Source organism: Nocardiopsis synnemataformans (genome assembly GCF_965343085.1).
GTDB classification, from domain to species: domain Bacteria; phylum Actinomycetota; class Actinomycetes; order Streptosporangiales; family Streptosporangiaceae; genus Nocardiopsis; species Nocardiopsis alborubida.
Map to the genome: position 1 here is coordinate 1 of NZ_CBDRFA010000087.1, position 15,026 is coordinate 15,026.

Annotated in this window: 13 protein-coding genes; 6 read left to right on the forward strand and 7 right to left on the reverse strand. The window is 72.3% G+C overall.

The genetic code is table 11. From position 1 onward, the window contains the following. Positions 1-472: 472 nt before the first annotated feature. The 3 genes from ACSIH6_RS33760 to ACSIH6_RS33770 all read right to left on the reverse strand — a co-directional run bounded on the left by ACSIH6_RS33760 (position 473) and on the right by ACSIH6_RS33770 (position 3,004). Positions 473-916 (reverse strand): nitroreductase family deazaflavin-dependent oxidoreductase, encoded by a 444-nt coding sequence (locus tag ACSIH6_RS33760; protein WP_435112413.1) that lies wholly within the window; start codon positions 914-916, stop codon positions 473-475. A gap of 121 nt (positions 917-1,037) precedes the next feature. After that, positions 1,038-1,727 (reverse strand): response regulator, encoded by a 690-nt coding sequence (locus ACSIH6_RS33765; RefSeq protein ID WP_435112414.1) that lies wholly within the window; start codon positions 1,725-1,727, stop codon positions 1,038-1,040. After that, positions 1,727-3,004, reverse strand: coding sequence for a sensor histidine kinase (locus ACSIH6_RS33770; RefSeq protein ID WP_435112415.1), 1,278 nt, complete (start codon positions 3,002-3,004; stop codon positions 1,727-1,729). Before ACSIH6_RS33770 ends, ACSIH6_RS33765 begins: the two co-directional genes overlap by 1 nt. A gap of 156 nt (positions 3,005-3,160) precedes the next feature. Between ACSIH6_RS33770 and ACSIH6_RS33775 the strand changes: the two genes are divergently transcribed. The 4 genes from ACSIH6_RS33775 (at position 3,161) to ACSIH6_RS33790 (ending at position 8,973) form a co-directional block, all read left to right on the forward strand. Next, the gene (locus ACSIH6_RS33775) at positions 3,161-3,934 is read left to right on the forward strand and encodes an ABC transporter ATP-binding protein (protein WP_435112416.1); all 774 of its coding nucleotides are present in this window, start codon (positions 3,161-3,163) and stop codon (positions 3,932-3,934) included. Further along, positions 3,919-5,577 (forward strand): hypothetical protein, encoded by a 1,659-nt coding sequence (locus tag ACSIH6_RS33780; protein WP_435112417.1) that lies wholly within the window; start codon positions 3,919-3,921, stop codon positions 5,575-5,577. The genes ACSIH6_RS33775 and ACSIH6_RS33780 overlap by 16 nt, the downstream gene beginning before the upstream one ends. Before the next feature lie 132 nt (positions 5,578-5,709). Next, positions 5,710-6,372, forward strand: coding sequence for a TetR/AcrR family transcriptional regulator (locus tag ACSIH6_RS33785; RefSeq protein WP_435112418.1), 663 nt, complete (start codon positions 5,710-5,712; stop codon positions 6,370-6,372). 42 nt (positions 6,373-6,414) lie between these two features. Next, the gene (locus ACSIH6_RS33790) at positions 6,415-8,973 is read left to right on the forward strand and encodes an MMPL family transporter (RefSeq protein WP_435112419.1); all 2,559 of its coding nucleotides are present in this window, start codon (positions 6,415-6,417) and stop codon (positions 8,971-8,973) included. Between the two features lie 58 nt (positions 8,974-9,031). Here the strand turns inward: ACSIH6_RS33790 and ACSIH6_RS33795 are convergent, their stop codons facing one another. Beyond that, positions 9,032-9,667, reverse strand: a complete 636-nt coding sequence (locus ACSIH6_RS33795; RefSeq protein ID WP_013152167.1) for a TetR/AcrR family transcriptional regulator — start codon at positions 9,665-9,667, stop codon at positions 9,032-9,034. Between the two features lie 268 nt (positions 9,668-9,935). On the opposite strand from ACSIH6_RS33795, the gene ACSIH6_RS33800 reads away from it, so the two are divergent. After that, positions 9,936-11,111, forward strand: coding sequence for an acyl-CoA dehydrogenase family protein (locus tag ACSIH6_RS33800; RefSeq protein WP_435112420.1), 1,176 nt, complete (start codon positions 9,936-9,938; stop codon positions 11,109-11,111). Between the two features lie 197 nt (positions 11,112-11,308). On the opposite strand, the gene ACSIH6_RS33805 is transcribed toward ACSIH6_RS33800, so the two are convergent. After that, positions 11,309-11,683 carry an FKBP-type peptidyl-prolyl cis-trans isomerase gene (locus ACSIH6_RS33805; RefSeq protein WP_435112421.1) on the reverse strand — a complete coding sequence of 125 codons (375 nt, stop codon included), beginning with the start codon at positions 11,681-11,683 and terminating at the stop codon, positions 11,309-11,311. Positions 11,684-12,048: 365 nt separating this feature from the next. After that, complete coding sequence (gene manA, locus ACSIH6_RS33810; protein WP_435112422.1) at positions 12,049-13,233, reverse strand: mannose-6-phosphate isomerase, class I; 1,185 nt, start codon at positions 13,231-13,233, stop codon at positions 12,049-12,051. 435 nt (positions 13,234-13,668) lie between these two features. Here manA and ACSIH6_RS33815 point away from each other — a divergent pair, with 435 nt between their 5' ends. Continuing rightward, entirely contained in the window at positions 13,669-14,166 is a 498-nt protein-coding gene (locus ACSIH6_RS33815) for a GNAT family N-acetyltransferase (RefSeq protein ID WP_435112423.1), read from the forward strand. Between the two features lie 205 nt (positions 14,167-14,371). Here the strand turns inward: ACSIH6_RS33815 and ACSIH6_RS33820 are convergent, their stop codons facing one another. Then, positions 14,372-14,923 (reverse strand): TetR/AcrR family transcriptional regulator, encoded by a 552-nt coding sequence (locus tag ACSIH6_RS33820; protein WP_017566663.1) that lies wholly within the window; start codon positions 14,921-14,923, stop codon positions 14,372-14,374. Positions 14,924-15,026: the final 103 nt, after the last annotated feature.

Here is a 15,026-nt window from a genome sequence, read left to right on the forward strand (position 1 = left end):
GGCAGAGCCCAGCCATTCCCGAACCCCGGGCGTTGGTCGCCCTCCGCCAGCCGCTCCCGCCTTTGGTGCCGCTTGTCGTCGGGCACCCTCACCCCCACCGAACGTCTACCGTTTCCTCGCACTCCCGCGCCCTTTCGCGGCAGCGGGCGCGCTTTCGTCGCCGCCAACGACCCCAGACGAGAACAGCGTAGGGGAGAGACCTGATGGCGGCCCCTCCCTGCCCCTCAATTCCTTGTTCTTTTCTCACTGTCGGCCGATTGAGGGCATGCCGAAACGCACGTGGGTGGGATCCCCCCTATTTCCAGGAAACCATCACGGCGCTACCTGCTGCCAGCCCCAACCACCACCTGTGGAAAACCCTGACCACCACCTGCAAAAAACGCATCCACCTACGGAGCCAGGGGGTTTGACCTCAACACCACGGGCGGACCGGCCAGGGCTCCTCCCCCGACCGGCCCACCCTCGAAACACATCACTGGTCGGCGAGGGGCTCCAGGACGAAGACCGGGATCTCCCGGTCGGTCTTCTTCTGGTAGTCGGCGTAGTCCGGGAACGCCGCCACCGCGCGCTCCCACCAGACCGCCTTCTCCTCACCCGTGACCTCGCGGGCCCTCATGTCCTGGTTCACCGTGCCGTCCCGCAGTTCCACGTGGGGGTCGGCGAGGACGTTGAAGTACCAGACGGGGTGCTTGGGCGCACCCCCGAGCGAGGCGACGACGGCGTAGCGCCCCTCGTGCTCCACCCGCATCAGCGGCGTCTTGCGCAGCTTGCCGCTCTTGGCGCCGCGCGTGGTGAGCAGGATGACCCGCATTCCGCGCAGGGTCATCCCCTCCCTCCCACCGGAGCGCTCGATCTGCTCGACCTGGTTGCGCACCCACTCCGTCGGACTCGGCTCGTACTCGCCTTCAAGCGGCATGGAATCGTCTCCCTCGTCGTTGTGCTGGCCGACACCACTGCCAACACCACTGCCCCAAGGGTTCATCCGTACCACGGTGGCGGACGTCACGAAGCGCACGGCCGCCGAACACGCCGGAACCTCAGTCGGGGGTCCGCGCGTCGTGGGTGAGCAGCGCCAACTGCACCCGCCCGGACAGGTCCAGCTTGGTCAGCGCGCTGGACACGTGCGCCTTCACCGTGCCCATGGACATGTACAGCCGCTCGGCGATCTCGGCGTTGGACAGCCCGGCGGTCACCGCCTCGGCCACCTCGCGCTCGCGTTCGGTGAGCAGCGCCAACCGCTCCCGGGCGCGCTCGCGGCGCGAGGGCGCCTCCGTGCGCTCCACCGGGTCGGTTCCGGCCACCCGGTCCATGAGCGCGCGGGCCACGCCCGGCGAGAGCACGGGCTCGCCCGCCGCCGCGCGGCGCACCGCCTCTACGATGCGCTCCGGAGCGGTGTGCTTGAGCAGGTACCCGGCGGCGCCCGCGCGCAGCGCCCGCACCACGGTGGCGTCGGCGTCGAAGGTGGTGAGCACCAGGACCTGGGGCCCGTTCCCGTCGCCGCGCAGCGCCTCGGTCGCCGCGATCCCGTCCGTCCCGGGCATGCGCACGTCCATCAGCACCACGTCGGGGCGGTGCTCGGCCACCGCCGCGGGCACCTCGGCGCCGTCCCCGGCCTCGCCCACCACCTCGATGTCCCCGTCGCCGCAGAGCATGATCCGCAGGCCGGCGCGGACGAGGGGGTCGTCGTCCACGAGCAGGACGCGCACGGGAGTGTTCACGGGCACCACTATGGCACCTCCGTCGTCTCGGGCCAGGGCAGTGCGGCGAGCAGGCGGAACACCCCGTCCTCGGGGCCGTGGCGCAGGGTTCCGCCGTCCAGGGCGACCCGTTCGGACAGGCCGGTCAGGCCCGCCCCGACCCCGGGGATCTCGGCGGGGGCCACCCCCACCGGCAGCGGGTTGACCACCGACACCTCCAGGCCGTGTCCGGGGGCACCGCTGATCCGCACGTCCACCCGGGCCCCGGGTGCGTGCTTGCGCGTGTTGGTCAGCCCCTCCTGCACCAGCCGGTAGGCGGTGCGGCGCACCTGGCCGGGGGGTTCGGCGCCCTCGGGAACGTCGTAGGCGGACCGCACGCGCTGGCCCGCCCGGACCGCCTCCTCCACCAGTCGGGTGACGTCGGCCAGGGCGGGCGGCTGGGGCGCGGCGGTGCCCGCGTGGTCCTCGTCCCGCCCCGGAGCGGTGTCGGCCGCGCGCAGCACCGACAGGACGCCGCCCAGTTCCTCCAGCGCCTGGTGGGCGTTGTCGCGGATGACCCGCACGGCCGCACCCAGTTCGGCGTTCTCCAGCGGCGGCGCCTCGCCCCGCTCGGCGCGTTCGATCCGGTAGGCGAGCGCACCGGCGTGCACCGACAGCAGCGACATGCGGTGGGCGACCACGTCGTGCATCTCGCGGGCGATGCGCTGGCGCTCCTCGGTCCGGGCGGCGGCCAGGCGCCGTCCGCGCTCCTCGCGTTCGCGCCGCACGTCCGCGCGCAGCCGCTCGATGAGCTGGCGCCGGGTCCGGATGGCCACGCCCCAGCCCATGCTCCCTGAGATGAACAGCGTGGCGATGACGAGGACGGCGATGCTGTCGCCGCGGGTGGGCGGGACCATGACGATCCAGGGCAGGCCGAGGAGGACGGCCGCCATCGCCACCACCGCGGCCTGCCGCCAGGGGCGGCGGACGGCGAGGTTGATCAGGGCGACGGCCAGGGCCCCGACCGCCGAACTGGAGACGGCCTGGACCAGGCACAGCAGGACGCCCACACCCAGGGGGTGGCCGCGGCGCCACCACAGCGCGAGGCACGCGACCGCTCCCAGGGCGAGGTCCGGAAGGACGAGCCAGGAGGGCACGTACGCGTACAGGCCCCCGCTGTAGGCCAGGAGGTAGTAGGCCCACGTCAGCGCGGCGCCGAGGAAGAGCAGGGCGTCCAGCACCCACCCCCGCGGGCCCCGGCGCTCTCCGCTGTTCGCGGTGCCACCGGGCGCGGTGTCCGCGCCGTCCGCGTCCGGTGTCGTGTCCACGTACCCCTCCCCCCTCCTTTGCCAAGGGTAGGACGGCCGTCCCCGCGCCGCCTCGGCCGACAGGCCTCCGCCCCGGCGCGGAACTGGCCGACCGGACAGGCAGCCGCGACCGATCGGAGGATGTGCCCGGAGAGGGGCCGCGGGGAGGGTGGCGGTATGAGTGAGAACGCGCCCGCCCTGGAGATGGACGGGCTGACCAAGGTCTTCAACGGCACGACGGCGGCGGACGGGGTGAGCCTGTCCGTGCCGCGCGGGGCCATGCTCGGGCTGGTCGGGCCCAACGGGGCGGGCAAGACCACCTCGTTGTCCATGGCCGTGGGGCTGCTGCGCCCCGACGCCGGGACGGCCCGGGTGCTGGGCGTGGACGTGTGGTCGGACCCGGTCGGGGCCAAGCGCCTGCTCGGCGTGCTGCCCGACGGACTGGCCCTGCCCGAGCGGCTGACCGGCGGGGAGCTGCTGAACTACTGGGGACAGCTGCGCGGGCTGGGCCGGGAGGTGACGCGGGCGCGCGCAGAGGAGCTGCTGCGGGTGCTGGAGCTGGACCGGGCCGAGAGGGACGCGGTGCTGGTGGCCGAGTACTCCACCGGCATGCGCAAGAAGATCGGGCTGGCCACGGCCCTGCTGCACGCGCCCAAGGTCCTGGTCCTGGACGAGCCCTACGAGGCCGTGGACCCGGTCTCGGGGCGGGTGCTGACCGCGATCCTGCGCAGGTTCACCGACGGCGGCGGCACGGTGGTGATCTCCAGTCACGTGATGGCGCTGGTGGAGCAGCTCACCGACCGGGTGGCCATCATCGCCCACGGCCGGGTGCTGGCTGACGGGTCACTGGAGGAGGTGCGCGGGGTGGACACCACCCTGGAGGACACCTTCGTGCGGCTGGTGGGCGCGCGTGGGATGGAGGAGGGTGAGCTGGCGTGGCTGTCCTCCTGATCCGGTTGAAGTTCACCCTGCTGCGGCACTCGGCGACGGGGATGCGGCTGTTCGGAATCATCCTGGTCGTCGGCGGGACCGCGCTGACCTGGTACCTGGCGGTGACGGCGGCCTCGGACGGCGTGCGCGCTGACCTGCTCTGCCTGGCGTTCGCGGTGTGGGCGGTGGGCTGGATGCTCGGCCCGACGGTCGCCAACGGCACGGGGGTGCTGCGCTCGCAGTACTTCGCGCTGCTGCCCCTGGACCGGCGCCGGGTGGGCGCCCTGCTGCTGGCGACGATGTTCGTGGACGTCGGCCCGGCCGTCACGCTGTTGGCCCTGGGCGCGCTCGTGTGGCACGCACTGGCGCTGGACCCGTCCGCGCTGGTGGTGGCGGTGCCGGGGGTCCTGGTGCTGTGGGTGTTCGTGGTGACGCTGTCCCGGCTGGTGTTCCGGGCGCTGGGCGCGGCGATGCACTCGCGGCTGGGCATGGAGATCGCGTCGGTGCAGTGGGGGCTGTTCCTGGCCGGGATCTTCTTCGGGTGGATGGCGGTGCAGCCCGCGTTCCAGGCGACGTTGAGCCTGAGCGAGAACGGTCTGGGCGAGGGCGCGGTGGGCACCGTGCTGGCGGTGCTGCCGACCTCGTGGCCGCTGCTGGCGGTGCAGGCCGCCGCGGCCGGTTCCTGGGCGGTGGCCGCGTCCTGGCTGGGCGGGTTCGCCCTGCTCACCGCGGGGATGGTGGCGGTGACCTGTGTGCTTTTGGCGCCCCGGGTGGCGGCGCGCGGGGTCCGGCGGCGGGGCCGTCCGGGCAGGGTGCTCTCGCGCCGGGCGCTCGCGCTGCTGCCGGACTCCCCGTTGGGCGCGGTCGTCGGCAAGGAGCTGCGCCAGTGGTGGCGCGACCCGTGGCGGGGCCTGGAGCTGCGGTCGGCGCTGTGGGCGGCGCTGTTCATGGGGCTGATGGCCTGGCCCAGCGACCTGTTCTCGTTCTTCACGCCGTTCGCGGGGGTGATCGCGGCCTTCGTCATGGCGCTGGCCACCTCGAACATGTACGGGCACGACGGAACGGCGCTGTGGCTGTCGGTGGTCGGCCAGGACCGGGACACGCTGCGCGCGGACGTGCGCGGCCGCCAGATCGCGATCCTGCTGCTGATCACCCCGGCGGCGACCGTGCTGAGCGCGGTGTTCATCGTGGCCACCGGAACGCACTGGGCGTGGCCGCTGGTGTTCACGGGGCTGGCGGCGTTCTTCGGCGTGGGCAGCGGGGTGGCGCTGCTGTTGTCGGTGGTGGCGCTCTCCCCGGGGGTGGACCCGCAGCTGCGGGTGGACGCCAACGACAGCGGTGACAACACGGTGCAGGTGTGGTTGGCGATCATGATGCTGCCGTTGCTGTGCGCGCCCTCGGTGGTGGCGGCCGTGTTCCTGTCGCTGTGGGGATGGCCGTGGCTGGCGGTGCCGGTGGGTGTGCTCAACGGGGGGTTCGTGGCCTGGCTGCTGGGCCGGATCGCCTACCGGAGGCTGGAGGCGCGGCTCCCGGAGACCTTCACCCGGATCCGGTACGGCCGGACGATCGCGCTCCAGACCGTGCCGGAAGGGAGCGGCTGGCTGGACCGCCTGGAGCGCTCGGCGATCCAGGGCAACGCCGAGACCAAGCCCACGGGCTCCTGAGGGACCGGCGGCCGTGCGACCCGGGACGGGGGCCGCGCGGCCGCCTTCTCGCGTGCGGCCCCGCCCCGAGTGTGACTGGGTGCACTCAGTGCTTCGTTGCACTTGGTGCAATCACCTCCATAACGTGGGGACGTGGACAATCAGCACGAACCGCCCTCGCGCGATCGGCGTGAGGCACTGAAGTCGCGCCACCGCCGCGCCATCGTGGACGCGGCCGCCGCGCTGATGACCGAACGCGGGGACACCGGCTTCACCGTCGACCAGCTCTCCGAACGGGCCGACGTCTCCCGCAGGACCGTGTTCAACCACTTCAGGTCCCTGGACGACATCGTCCTGGAGGTGTTCGGCGAGATGCTGGACGCGATCGTCGACAGCATCGAGGCCAACCTCCCCGCCGCCACCGGGGACCGGCCGGGGAGCATGTTCGACGAGTTCGCGGCGGCGATACGCCAGACCGACCTGGTCGCCCCGATCACCCGGCTCAAGCGCTTCCTCCGGCAGAAGGGGCACGAACCCGCCCCGAGCCAGGCGGCGCTGTTCGAGCGGGCCATCAACGACGTGAGCGTCCGCCTGGCGGCCATCATGACGCGCCGCCACCCGCAGGCCGACCCGCTCGTGGTCGACCTCATGTGCGGCGCGGTCATCAGCGGCGGCACGATCACGGTCCAGCGCTGGGAGCAGACCACCGGAGGGGTCGACAGCGACGACTCCCGCCGGGTCTGGTCCGACCTGCTGGACCGCATGCTCGCCGTGACCCGTGACGGCTACGGGAACGCCGGTCCCCACACCTCCTGAGCGCACACGCGCTCCCTTCCACCCACTCCGTTTGCAGGAACCATGGCTGAATTTCTCTACAGAATCGGGCGTGCGTGCGCACGTCGCGCCCGAACCGTCATCGCGGTCTGGCTGGCCCTCCTGGTGGCCTCCGGCACCGCCTTCCTCCTCTTCTCGGGTGAGCTGGAGGACAGCTTCTCCATCCCCGGGACGCCCACCGACGAGGTGGAACAGCTCCTGTCACAGGAGTTCTCCGGGATGGGCGGCGGCGCGGGCACCGTCGTCTACCAGACCGGGGACGGCTCGGACTTCACCCAGGAGCAGCGGGACGCGATAGCCGACCGCGCCGAACAGGCCACCGAGGTCTCCGGCGTGGAGGGCGCGATGGACCCGTTCGCCACGGAAGAGCAGCGCGCCGACCAGCAGCAGGAGCTGGAGGAGGGCCGCGACGAGCTGGAGAGCGGCCTCGAGGAGCTCGAAGCCGGTCAGGCGGAGCTCGACGCGGGCCGCGAGCAGGCCGAGGCCGCCGGGATGCTCGACCAGGTCGGGCCCGGGCTCGACGCCGAACAGGTCGTGATCGACCAGAACCGCGAGGAACTGGAGGCGGGCCTGGAGGAGCTCGAACGCGGCGAGGCCACGTTGGAGATGGCCTCGGAGATCCGCTCGGTCTCCGAGGACGGCGACACCGCCCTGGTCCGCATCACCTTCAGCGACAGCCAGACGGAGATCACCCCGGAGACCCGTGACGCCGTCATGGAGGTCTTCGAGAGCGACCCCGTGCCGGGCACCACCGTCGACTTCGGCAACGACATGTCCATGACCATGCCCACCCTGGTCAGCGCCGCCGAGGTGATCGGCGTGATCGTGGCCGGTGTGGTCCTGGTGATCATGCTGGGCACCCTGGTGGGCGCGGGCCTGCCGATCCTGACGGCGCTCGTCGGCGTCGGTGTGGCCACCCTGATCGCGATGTCGCTGTCCGGGGTGCTGGAGATGGCCTCGGTGACACCGATCCTGGGCCTGATGCTCGGCCTGGCCGTCGGTATCGACTACGCGCTGTTCATCATCAACCGGCACCGCCGCCAGCTCAAGCAGGGCATCGGCGTCGGTGCGTCCATCGGCCTGGCCAACGGGACCGCGGGCAACGCCGTGGTCTTCGCGGGCACGACCGTGCTCATCGCGCTGCTGGGCCTGAACCTGACCGGGATCGGGTTCCTGGGCCTGATGGGCAGCGTGGCCGCCGTCTCCATCGCCATCGCCGTGTTCATCGCGATCACGCTCGTTCCGGCGCTGCTGTCGCTGGTGGGCGCGCGCATCCTGTCGCGCCGCGAGCGCGCCCGCCTCGCCGAGAGCGCCTCCGACGCTGGTCAGAGCACGGACGAGGCGGAGCGGACCAAGCCGATGTCGACCGGCCGCGCGCTGGCGCAGGCCGCCGTCGCCGTGATCGCCCTGGGCGTGGTCGCCCTGCCCGCCCTCGACCTGCGTCTGGGCATGCCCGACGGCTCCTCCGAGCCCACCGACTCCACCCAGTACCAGGCCTTCACCGCCGTGGAGGAGAACTTCGGCGCGGGGCAGAACGGCACGCTCCTGGTCGTGGCCGAGCTGACCGGGGGACCGAGCGAGGAGGCCGCGGAGCGCAACGCCGAGGAGGAGCAGGCGCTGGTCGCCGAGGAGATCTACTCCCACGACGACGTGGCGGCGGTGGCCCCCGTCGGCGTCTCCGAGGACCACACCCTGGCCATCTTCCAGGTCGTGCCCGTCGAGGGCCCGGCCAGCGCCTCCACCGAGGAGCTCGTGCACACCCTCCGCGACATGGAGCCGATCGAGGGCACCGGTCCGCTGGGCGTCGCGGGCATGGCCAGCGGCAACATCGACATCTCCGAGACGCTGAGTGACGCGCTGCCGACCTACCTCGCGGTGGTCGTGGGCCTGTCCCTGGTGATCCTGCTGCTGGTGTTCCGGTCGATCTTCGTGCCGGTCGTGGCCACGCTCGGGTTCATCCTGTCCTTCTTCGCCTCGCTGGGCGGCGTGGTGGCCGTCTACCAGTGGGGTTGGCTGGGCGGCCTCTTCGGGCTGGAGAACACCGGACCGGTGCTGAACTTCCTGCCCACCCTGCTGGTCGGGATCCTGTTCGGCCTGGCGATGGACTACATGCTCTTCATCGGCACGGGCATGCGCGAGGCCTACGTGCACGGTTCGCCCTCACGGCTCGCCGTGGTGCAGGGCTTCCGGGCCGGCCGCTCCGTGGTCACCGCCGCGGCGATCATCATGATCTCGGTGTTCGGCGGGTTCGTCTTCTCCCACAGCGTCATGATCAGCTCGATCGGCTTCGCGCTCGCCTTCGGCGTGCTCATCGACGCCTTCGTCGTGCGCATGGCGCTGATCCCCGCGCTGATGCACCTGGCGGGGAACGCCGCGTGGTGGCTGCCCAGGTGGCTCGACCGGATCCTGCCCGACATCGACGTGGAGGGCGCCTCCCTGGAGCGCCGTCACCCGCGTGAGCAGGCGGCCGGGACCGGCGAGGACACGGACGGCGACGCGCCGACCAGCGGCGCGTCGGCAGCCGGGGACACGCGTTCCTCCTCCGAGGAGGACACGGACCGGGTGTCCTCCGAGCGGCGCTGAGGCGCACGCGTTCCGAGGGGCCCGGGGGCGGTGGTGACCGCTCCCGGGCCCCTCGCGCTCAGTCCCGGTTCCCGACCCTGTCGAAGACGCCGGTCAGCCCGTCCAGGAAGGCCGAGAGCGCGAGTTCGAAGCTCGCGTCGTCGATCTCGGCGGCGTGCTCGGGCAGCCGGTGGGCCTGGGACAGGTTCGGGTAGCGGTCCCGGTAGACGCGCACGTCGTCGTCGAACCCCCGCGCGAAGGAGTTGGTGGCGGCCCCCACGACCAGGTACTTGGTGGAGGCGCCGATCATCGTGGCGTAGCGGGGCGGCCATCCGGCGCCCACCAGGCCGCCGTGCACGGCGTCGGCGCGGCGCAGCGCCTCCTCGCGGCGCCCGGGCCCGGAGGAGACCACCGGCAGCAGGTGGGGGTGCTCGGCGAGGGCGTCGCGGTAGGAGCGCGCCCAGACGGTGAGGCCCCGGCGCCAGTCCCCGCCCTCGAAGCCCGAGACGTCGATGCGCGAGGTGACCTCGTCCGCGACCTCGGTGAGCAGCTCCTCCTTGGTGCGGTAGTGGCTGTAGAGGGAGGCCGCCTGCACGTCGAGCTCCTGGGCGAGCTTGCGCATGGACAGACCGTCCAGCCCGTCGCGGTCGATGAGCGCGAGAGCCGCGCGGCGGATGCCCGGACGGCTCAGGATCGGCGTCTTGGGTCGGGCCACGGAGGGATCCCCTTCTCCACTGCGGCGGACGGACCGGACCCTCCGGCGTCCGGCCCGATCATCGCACGTCGGCGCACCGTATGCGGCCCCCTGGCGGTGTTCGCGCACCTGGGAGCCCGTCTTCCGGTCCCGTGCGCCCCGGTGTGGGCGTCTGTCCGGAACCAGGCTCCGCACCCGTTTCCTCCCGTTCGGCGGCACCTCTTGCACGCACCCCCGGCAAGACCGTACCCTCAAACCGAACGCCGTTAGGTTATTGGGGAGACAGGCCGTGATCGATTTCTCACTGAGCGATGAGCAGCGCGCCGTACGCGACTGGGTGCGGACCTTCGTCGAGCGGGAGCTGATGCCGCTGGAGAACGAGGTGCTGCGCCGCGAGCGCGAGGGGCACCCGCCCGGCCTCAACGCCGAGGAGCGCACCCGACTGCGCGAACTGGCCCGCAAGTCCGACTTCTGGGGCGTGGAGACCCCGGTGGAGTACGGCGGCATGGGCCTGGACGCGGTCACCGCCGCCATCATCGAGATCGAGTTGGGCAGGACCTTCCTGACCTTCAAGTTCGGCGGCGAGGCCGACAACATCCTCTACCACGCCAACGAGGAGCAGAAGGAGCGCTACCTGCTGCCCACCATCGCCGGTGAGCGCCGCTCCTGCTTCGCCATCACCGAGCCCGGCGCGGGCTCCGACGCCAAGGCCATCCGCACGCGCGCGGTCCGCGACGGCGACGCCTGGGTGATCAACGGTGAGAAGACCTTCATCACCGGCGGCAACGAGGCCGACTTCACCATGGTCTTCGCGGTCACCGACCCGGACAAGGGCGCCGACGGGGGCGTGACCTGCTTCCTGGTCGACCGCGAGGCGGGCTGGACCTCCGAGCCCATCGACACCATGGGCGAGCGCCGCCCGGCCTCCCTGGTCTTCCAGGACGTGCACGTGCCGCACGAGAACATCCTGGGCGAGGAGGGCCGCGGCTTCGAGCTGGCCATGAAGTGGATCGGCAAGGGCCGCTACCTGCTGCCCGCCCGCGCGCTCGGCGGCTGCGAGCGCCTGCTGGACATGGCCATCGAGTACTCCCGCACCCGCGAGACCTTCGGAGCGCCCATCGCCGACCGGCAGGCCATCCAGTGGATGATCGCCGACTCCCAGACCGAGATCGAGGCGCTGCGCCTGCTGGTGCTGCACGCCGCGTGGCAGGTGTCGGTGGGCCGGGACTCGCGGCACGCGCAGTCCATCGCCAAGCTCTTCGGCGGGGTGAAGGCCAACGAGATCGTCGACCGCGTGATGCAGATCCACGGCGGCATGGGCTACACCCGTGAACTGCCCATCGAGCGCTTCTACCGCGACGTGCGGCTGCTGCGCATCTTCGAGGGCACGGACGAGATCCAGCGCCGCACGATCGCCCGCGACCTGCTCAAGGGCCACGTCAAGGTGGGCGCAACCCTGGGCTAGCGGCGGGGACGAGGGGCCCGTGCCGCACGTGGGAGCGCGGCACGGGCCCCTCCCGTACGCGTGTGCCCGGAGCGGGTGTGGGCCCCGGCCGGAGCCGGTGTGTGTTCCCGGCCGGTCGCTGCGGGGAGCCGGAGAGCGGGGCTCTCCGGGCCCGAGCGGGTGCGGCGGCCGAGCGGAACCCTCGCGGGGAGGAGTTCCTAGCTGACGCCGACCAGGTCGCAGACGAAGATCAGGGTCTCGTTCGGCGCGATGGCGCCGGGGGCGCCGCGCTCGCCGTAGGCCAGGTGCGGCGGGATGACCAGCTTGCGGCGGCCGCCCACGCGCATGCCCAGGACACCCTGGTCCCAGCCCGTGATGACCTGGCGCGCGCCGAGGCGGAAGCCCAGCGGGGTGCCGCGGTTCCAGCTGGCGTCGAACTCCTCGCCGCTGGAGAAGGCCACGCCCACGTAGTGGACCTCGACGTTGCTGCCGTGGCCCGCCTGGGCGCCTTCACCGACCTGGATGTCGGTGATCTCCAGCTCGGCGGGCGGCGGGCCCTCGACGAAGTCGATCTCGGGACGCTCAAGCGCCATGGTGGTACCCCTTGTGTTTTTCCAGTGAACAGAGGGGCCCAGGGTATCGGTGCGCGGGAACCTCCTGGAGCAAAACGGACGCCCCGCCCGGGTGCTCTGTGACGCGCTCGCACTGCCCTGACCCGGCCTCGGACCTGGGGTCTGGGGTCTGGGGTCTGGGGTCTGGGCCTTGGTTCTCGGACCCAGAACCTCGGGGCTCGGATCTCAGGTATGGGAACCCGAGCCTCGGGCCTCAGGTCTGGAAACTCGGGTTGGGGGTCTCGCGTCTGGGATCTCGGGCCTCGGGTCTCAGGTGTGGAAACTCGGGCCTCGGGTCTCGAGTCCGGGATCTCAGGTGTGGGAACTCGGGTCGGGAGATTCAGGTCTCAGATCTCGCCGACGGTGGCGGCGATGACGTGGCCGTGGCCCTCGACCTTGATCGGCCCGCTGTCGGCCTGCACGAACACCGACTCACCGCGCTGGAGGGTCATCCCCTGACCGACCTCGGCGACCAACTCCACCTGCCCGTGCAGGGCGAGCAGCACGGTCGGCCCCTCCCCCGGCAGGTGGGCGGTGATGCGGCCGGGGCCGATCTCGTGCAGCGCGAACTCCGGGGCGGCCGTGAGGAACTCCCGGCGCCCCTCGCAGACCCCGGGACTGGCGTAGGGGATGGGCAGCACCGAGAAGTCCACCACGTCCAGCAGTTCGGGCGCGTCCACGTGCTTGCCGGTGAGCCCAGCGCGCAGCACGTTGTCGGAGCTGGCCATCACCTCGACCGCGGTGCCCTGGAGGTAGGCGTGCATGTTGCCCGCTGGCAGGAACAGGGCCTGGCCCGGCCAGAGCGTGACCCGGTTGAGCAGCAGGGCGGCCACCGCGCCGGGGTCGCCCGGGTAGCGGTCGGCCAGGTCGGCGACGATGGCGCCGTGGGACCCGCGCGGACCGGAGTCCGACCACTCGCGCACGAAGTCGTCCAGGAGCCGGGCGCGTTCGCCCCCGGGGAGGGTGAGCAGGCGGGTGAGGGCTCCGCGCAGGGCGGTTCCGGCGTCGGCCAGGGCGAGGTCGCCGCGCAGCGCGACGGCCAGCTCGCAGGTGAGTCCGCTCAGGTCTGCGTGGGCGGCGGCGGGTTCGCGGAAGCCGCACAGAGCCTCGAAGGGCTCCAGGGCGAGGAGGAGTTCGGGCTTGTGGTGGGGGTCGCGGTAGTTGCGGTGCGGGGCGTCCAGGGGGATGCCCGCGCGCTCCTCGGCCTCGAACCCGGCGCGGGCGCGGACGGCGTCGGGGTGGACCTGGAGGGACAGGGGCGCCTCGGCGGCCAGGACCTTGAGGAGGAAGGGCAGCCGCCCGCCGAAGCGCTCGGCGGTGCGCCGGCCCAGGACGCGGTGGGGGTTTTCGGCGATGAGGCCGGGCAGGAGGCGCGGGCCGTCCTCGCAGTGCGCCGTGCTGGGGGCGCCGTGGTGGGCTCCCAACCACAGTTCGGCCTGGGGCGTGCCGTCGGGTTCGGCGCCCAGCAGCCGCGGGATGGCCGTGCGCGCTCCCCAGGCGTAAGGCCTTACCTGGTTGGTGAGCCTGTGCATGCGCCCCCCGCTTTCCCGTCTGCGTGTTCTCACCCCGTGGACACCCCGGCGAGGCGGCAACAGTCTCGTGGAGGGCGCTGTCGCGGTCGACCCGGCGCGCCCCACACCTTGAGGTAGTGCACACTTCACCTCGCGGGGTGGGCGGGCACCCCACGAACACGGGTACCGGCTGCGGCAACGAAGTTACTGGGAAGTAAACCATGATCGGAAGCACGTGAACAGCGCCACATCCTGACCTCCTCTTCCAGCCCGCGGCGGGGTCCCGCCATTGTCCCGCAGCGGTGTCTCGGGTGCCACGGCCCCGCCCCGGGAACCGCCTCTCCCTCCGCGCCGCCGACGCCTTCCCCTCCTCCCGGGAAACCCGGATGCCCGATGGACGGGCGACCGGTTAACGTGCATTGGTCGTGTTTGTTCCCCGACATGTGAGGCGGACACTTGAGGCTGCGCCAGGGCGGACCAGCGGACCTGTCAGCTGTGCTGGAGACCTTCGACGCCACCGTGGCGTGGCTGGTCGAACGCGGGCGCTCCGCGCAGTGGGGCGACCGCCCCTGGTCCCAGGATCCCCAGCGGGTCGCGCGCGTGAGGGAGCTGGTCGCCGAGGGCCTGTGGGTGGCCGAGGTCGGCGACGGCACGGCCGGGTTCCTCGCCGCCACCGAACGGGCTCCCGGCTACGCGCCGAGGGTGCGCGAACGCGAGCTCTACGTCCACCTGCTGCTGGTCGCGCGCGCCTACACCGGGCGCGACGTGGGCGGCAAGCTGCTCTCCTTCGCCCGCAGGCAGGCGCGCGAGCGCGGTGTCGGGCTGGTGCGGGTGGACTGCTGGGCGGGAGGGGACGGCGCTCTGGTGCGCTACTACGAGGGGCAGGGGTTCACCCCGGTCGAGCGGGTGCCCGTGGGCGGCACCGAGGTCCAGATGTTCGAGCACCGGGTCTGAGCCCGGCCGGACCCGCCGGAGGCGGAGTCCTCACGCGTGCTCGGGCGCGCGCCGGGTCGCACCCGCCGGGAGCAGGGGCGGGGACCGCGCGGGGGCGCGAACGCCCAGCTCGCGCCGAACGCGCCCGCCCGGCCCAGGACGCGGCGACGCGGACCGGTTCGGCGACGGGAGGCGGAGGCGGGGAGCCGGCCCGGACAGCGAACGCTCAGCGCTCGCGGCGTACCTTGTCGGAAGCCTCCACCAGGCGGTCGATCATCCGCTGCGTCAGCACCGGGTCGGGCTGGGGCAGCCCGGCGATCGCCGCCATGTACAGCCCGTCGCCCGCGCGCAGGACGATCTCGGCCAGGACCGGGTCGGTGAGTTCCTCGTGCAGCAGGTCGCCCCAGCGGCTGAAGAGGCCCTGGACCGTGCGGACGGCCTCCTCGGGCATGTCCTCCTGGCCGCGCAGGGCCGCGATGACCGCCCAGTACAGCTCCCGTTCCTCGGGGCTGCGCGGCAGCGAGGTGCGCAGGAAGACGCGGACCACGCCCTCCTCCCCCTCCACGGCCTCGCGGAACTCCTCCTCGGCCAGCACGCGCAGGCGTTCGATGAGCCCGGTGAGCATGGCGGCCTTGGAAGGGAAGTGGTACAGCAGTCCCCCCTTGGACACCCCGGCGTCACGGGCCACGGCCTCCAGGGTCACCGCGGAATAACCCTCCCCGACGAGGATGTCCTGTAGGGAGTCGAGAATGCGGTCGCGGGTGTTCGAAGCGTTCACGATTGACACTGTACCGGCTGGACGGTACTGTACCGTCTGGACGGTCGAAGAGTCCCGGGAGTACGCCCCGGTCGACCAGACTTCCCGTCCTTTCGCCCGGCCG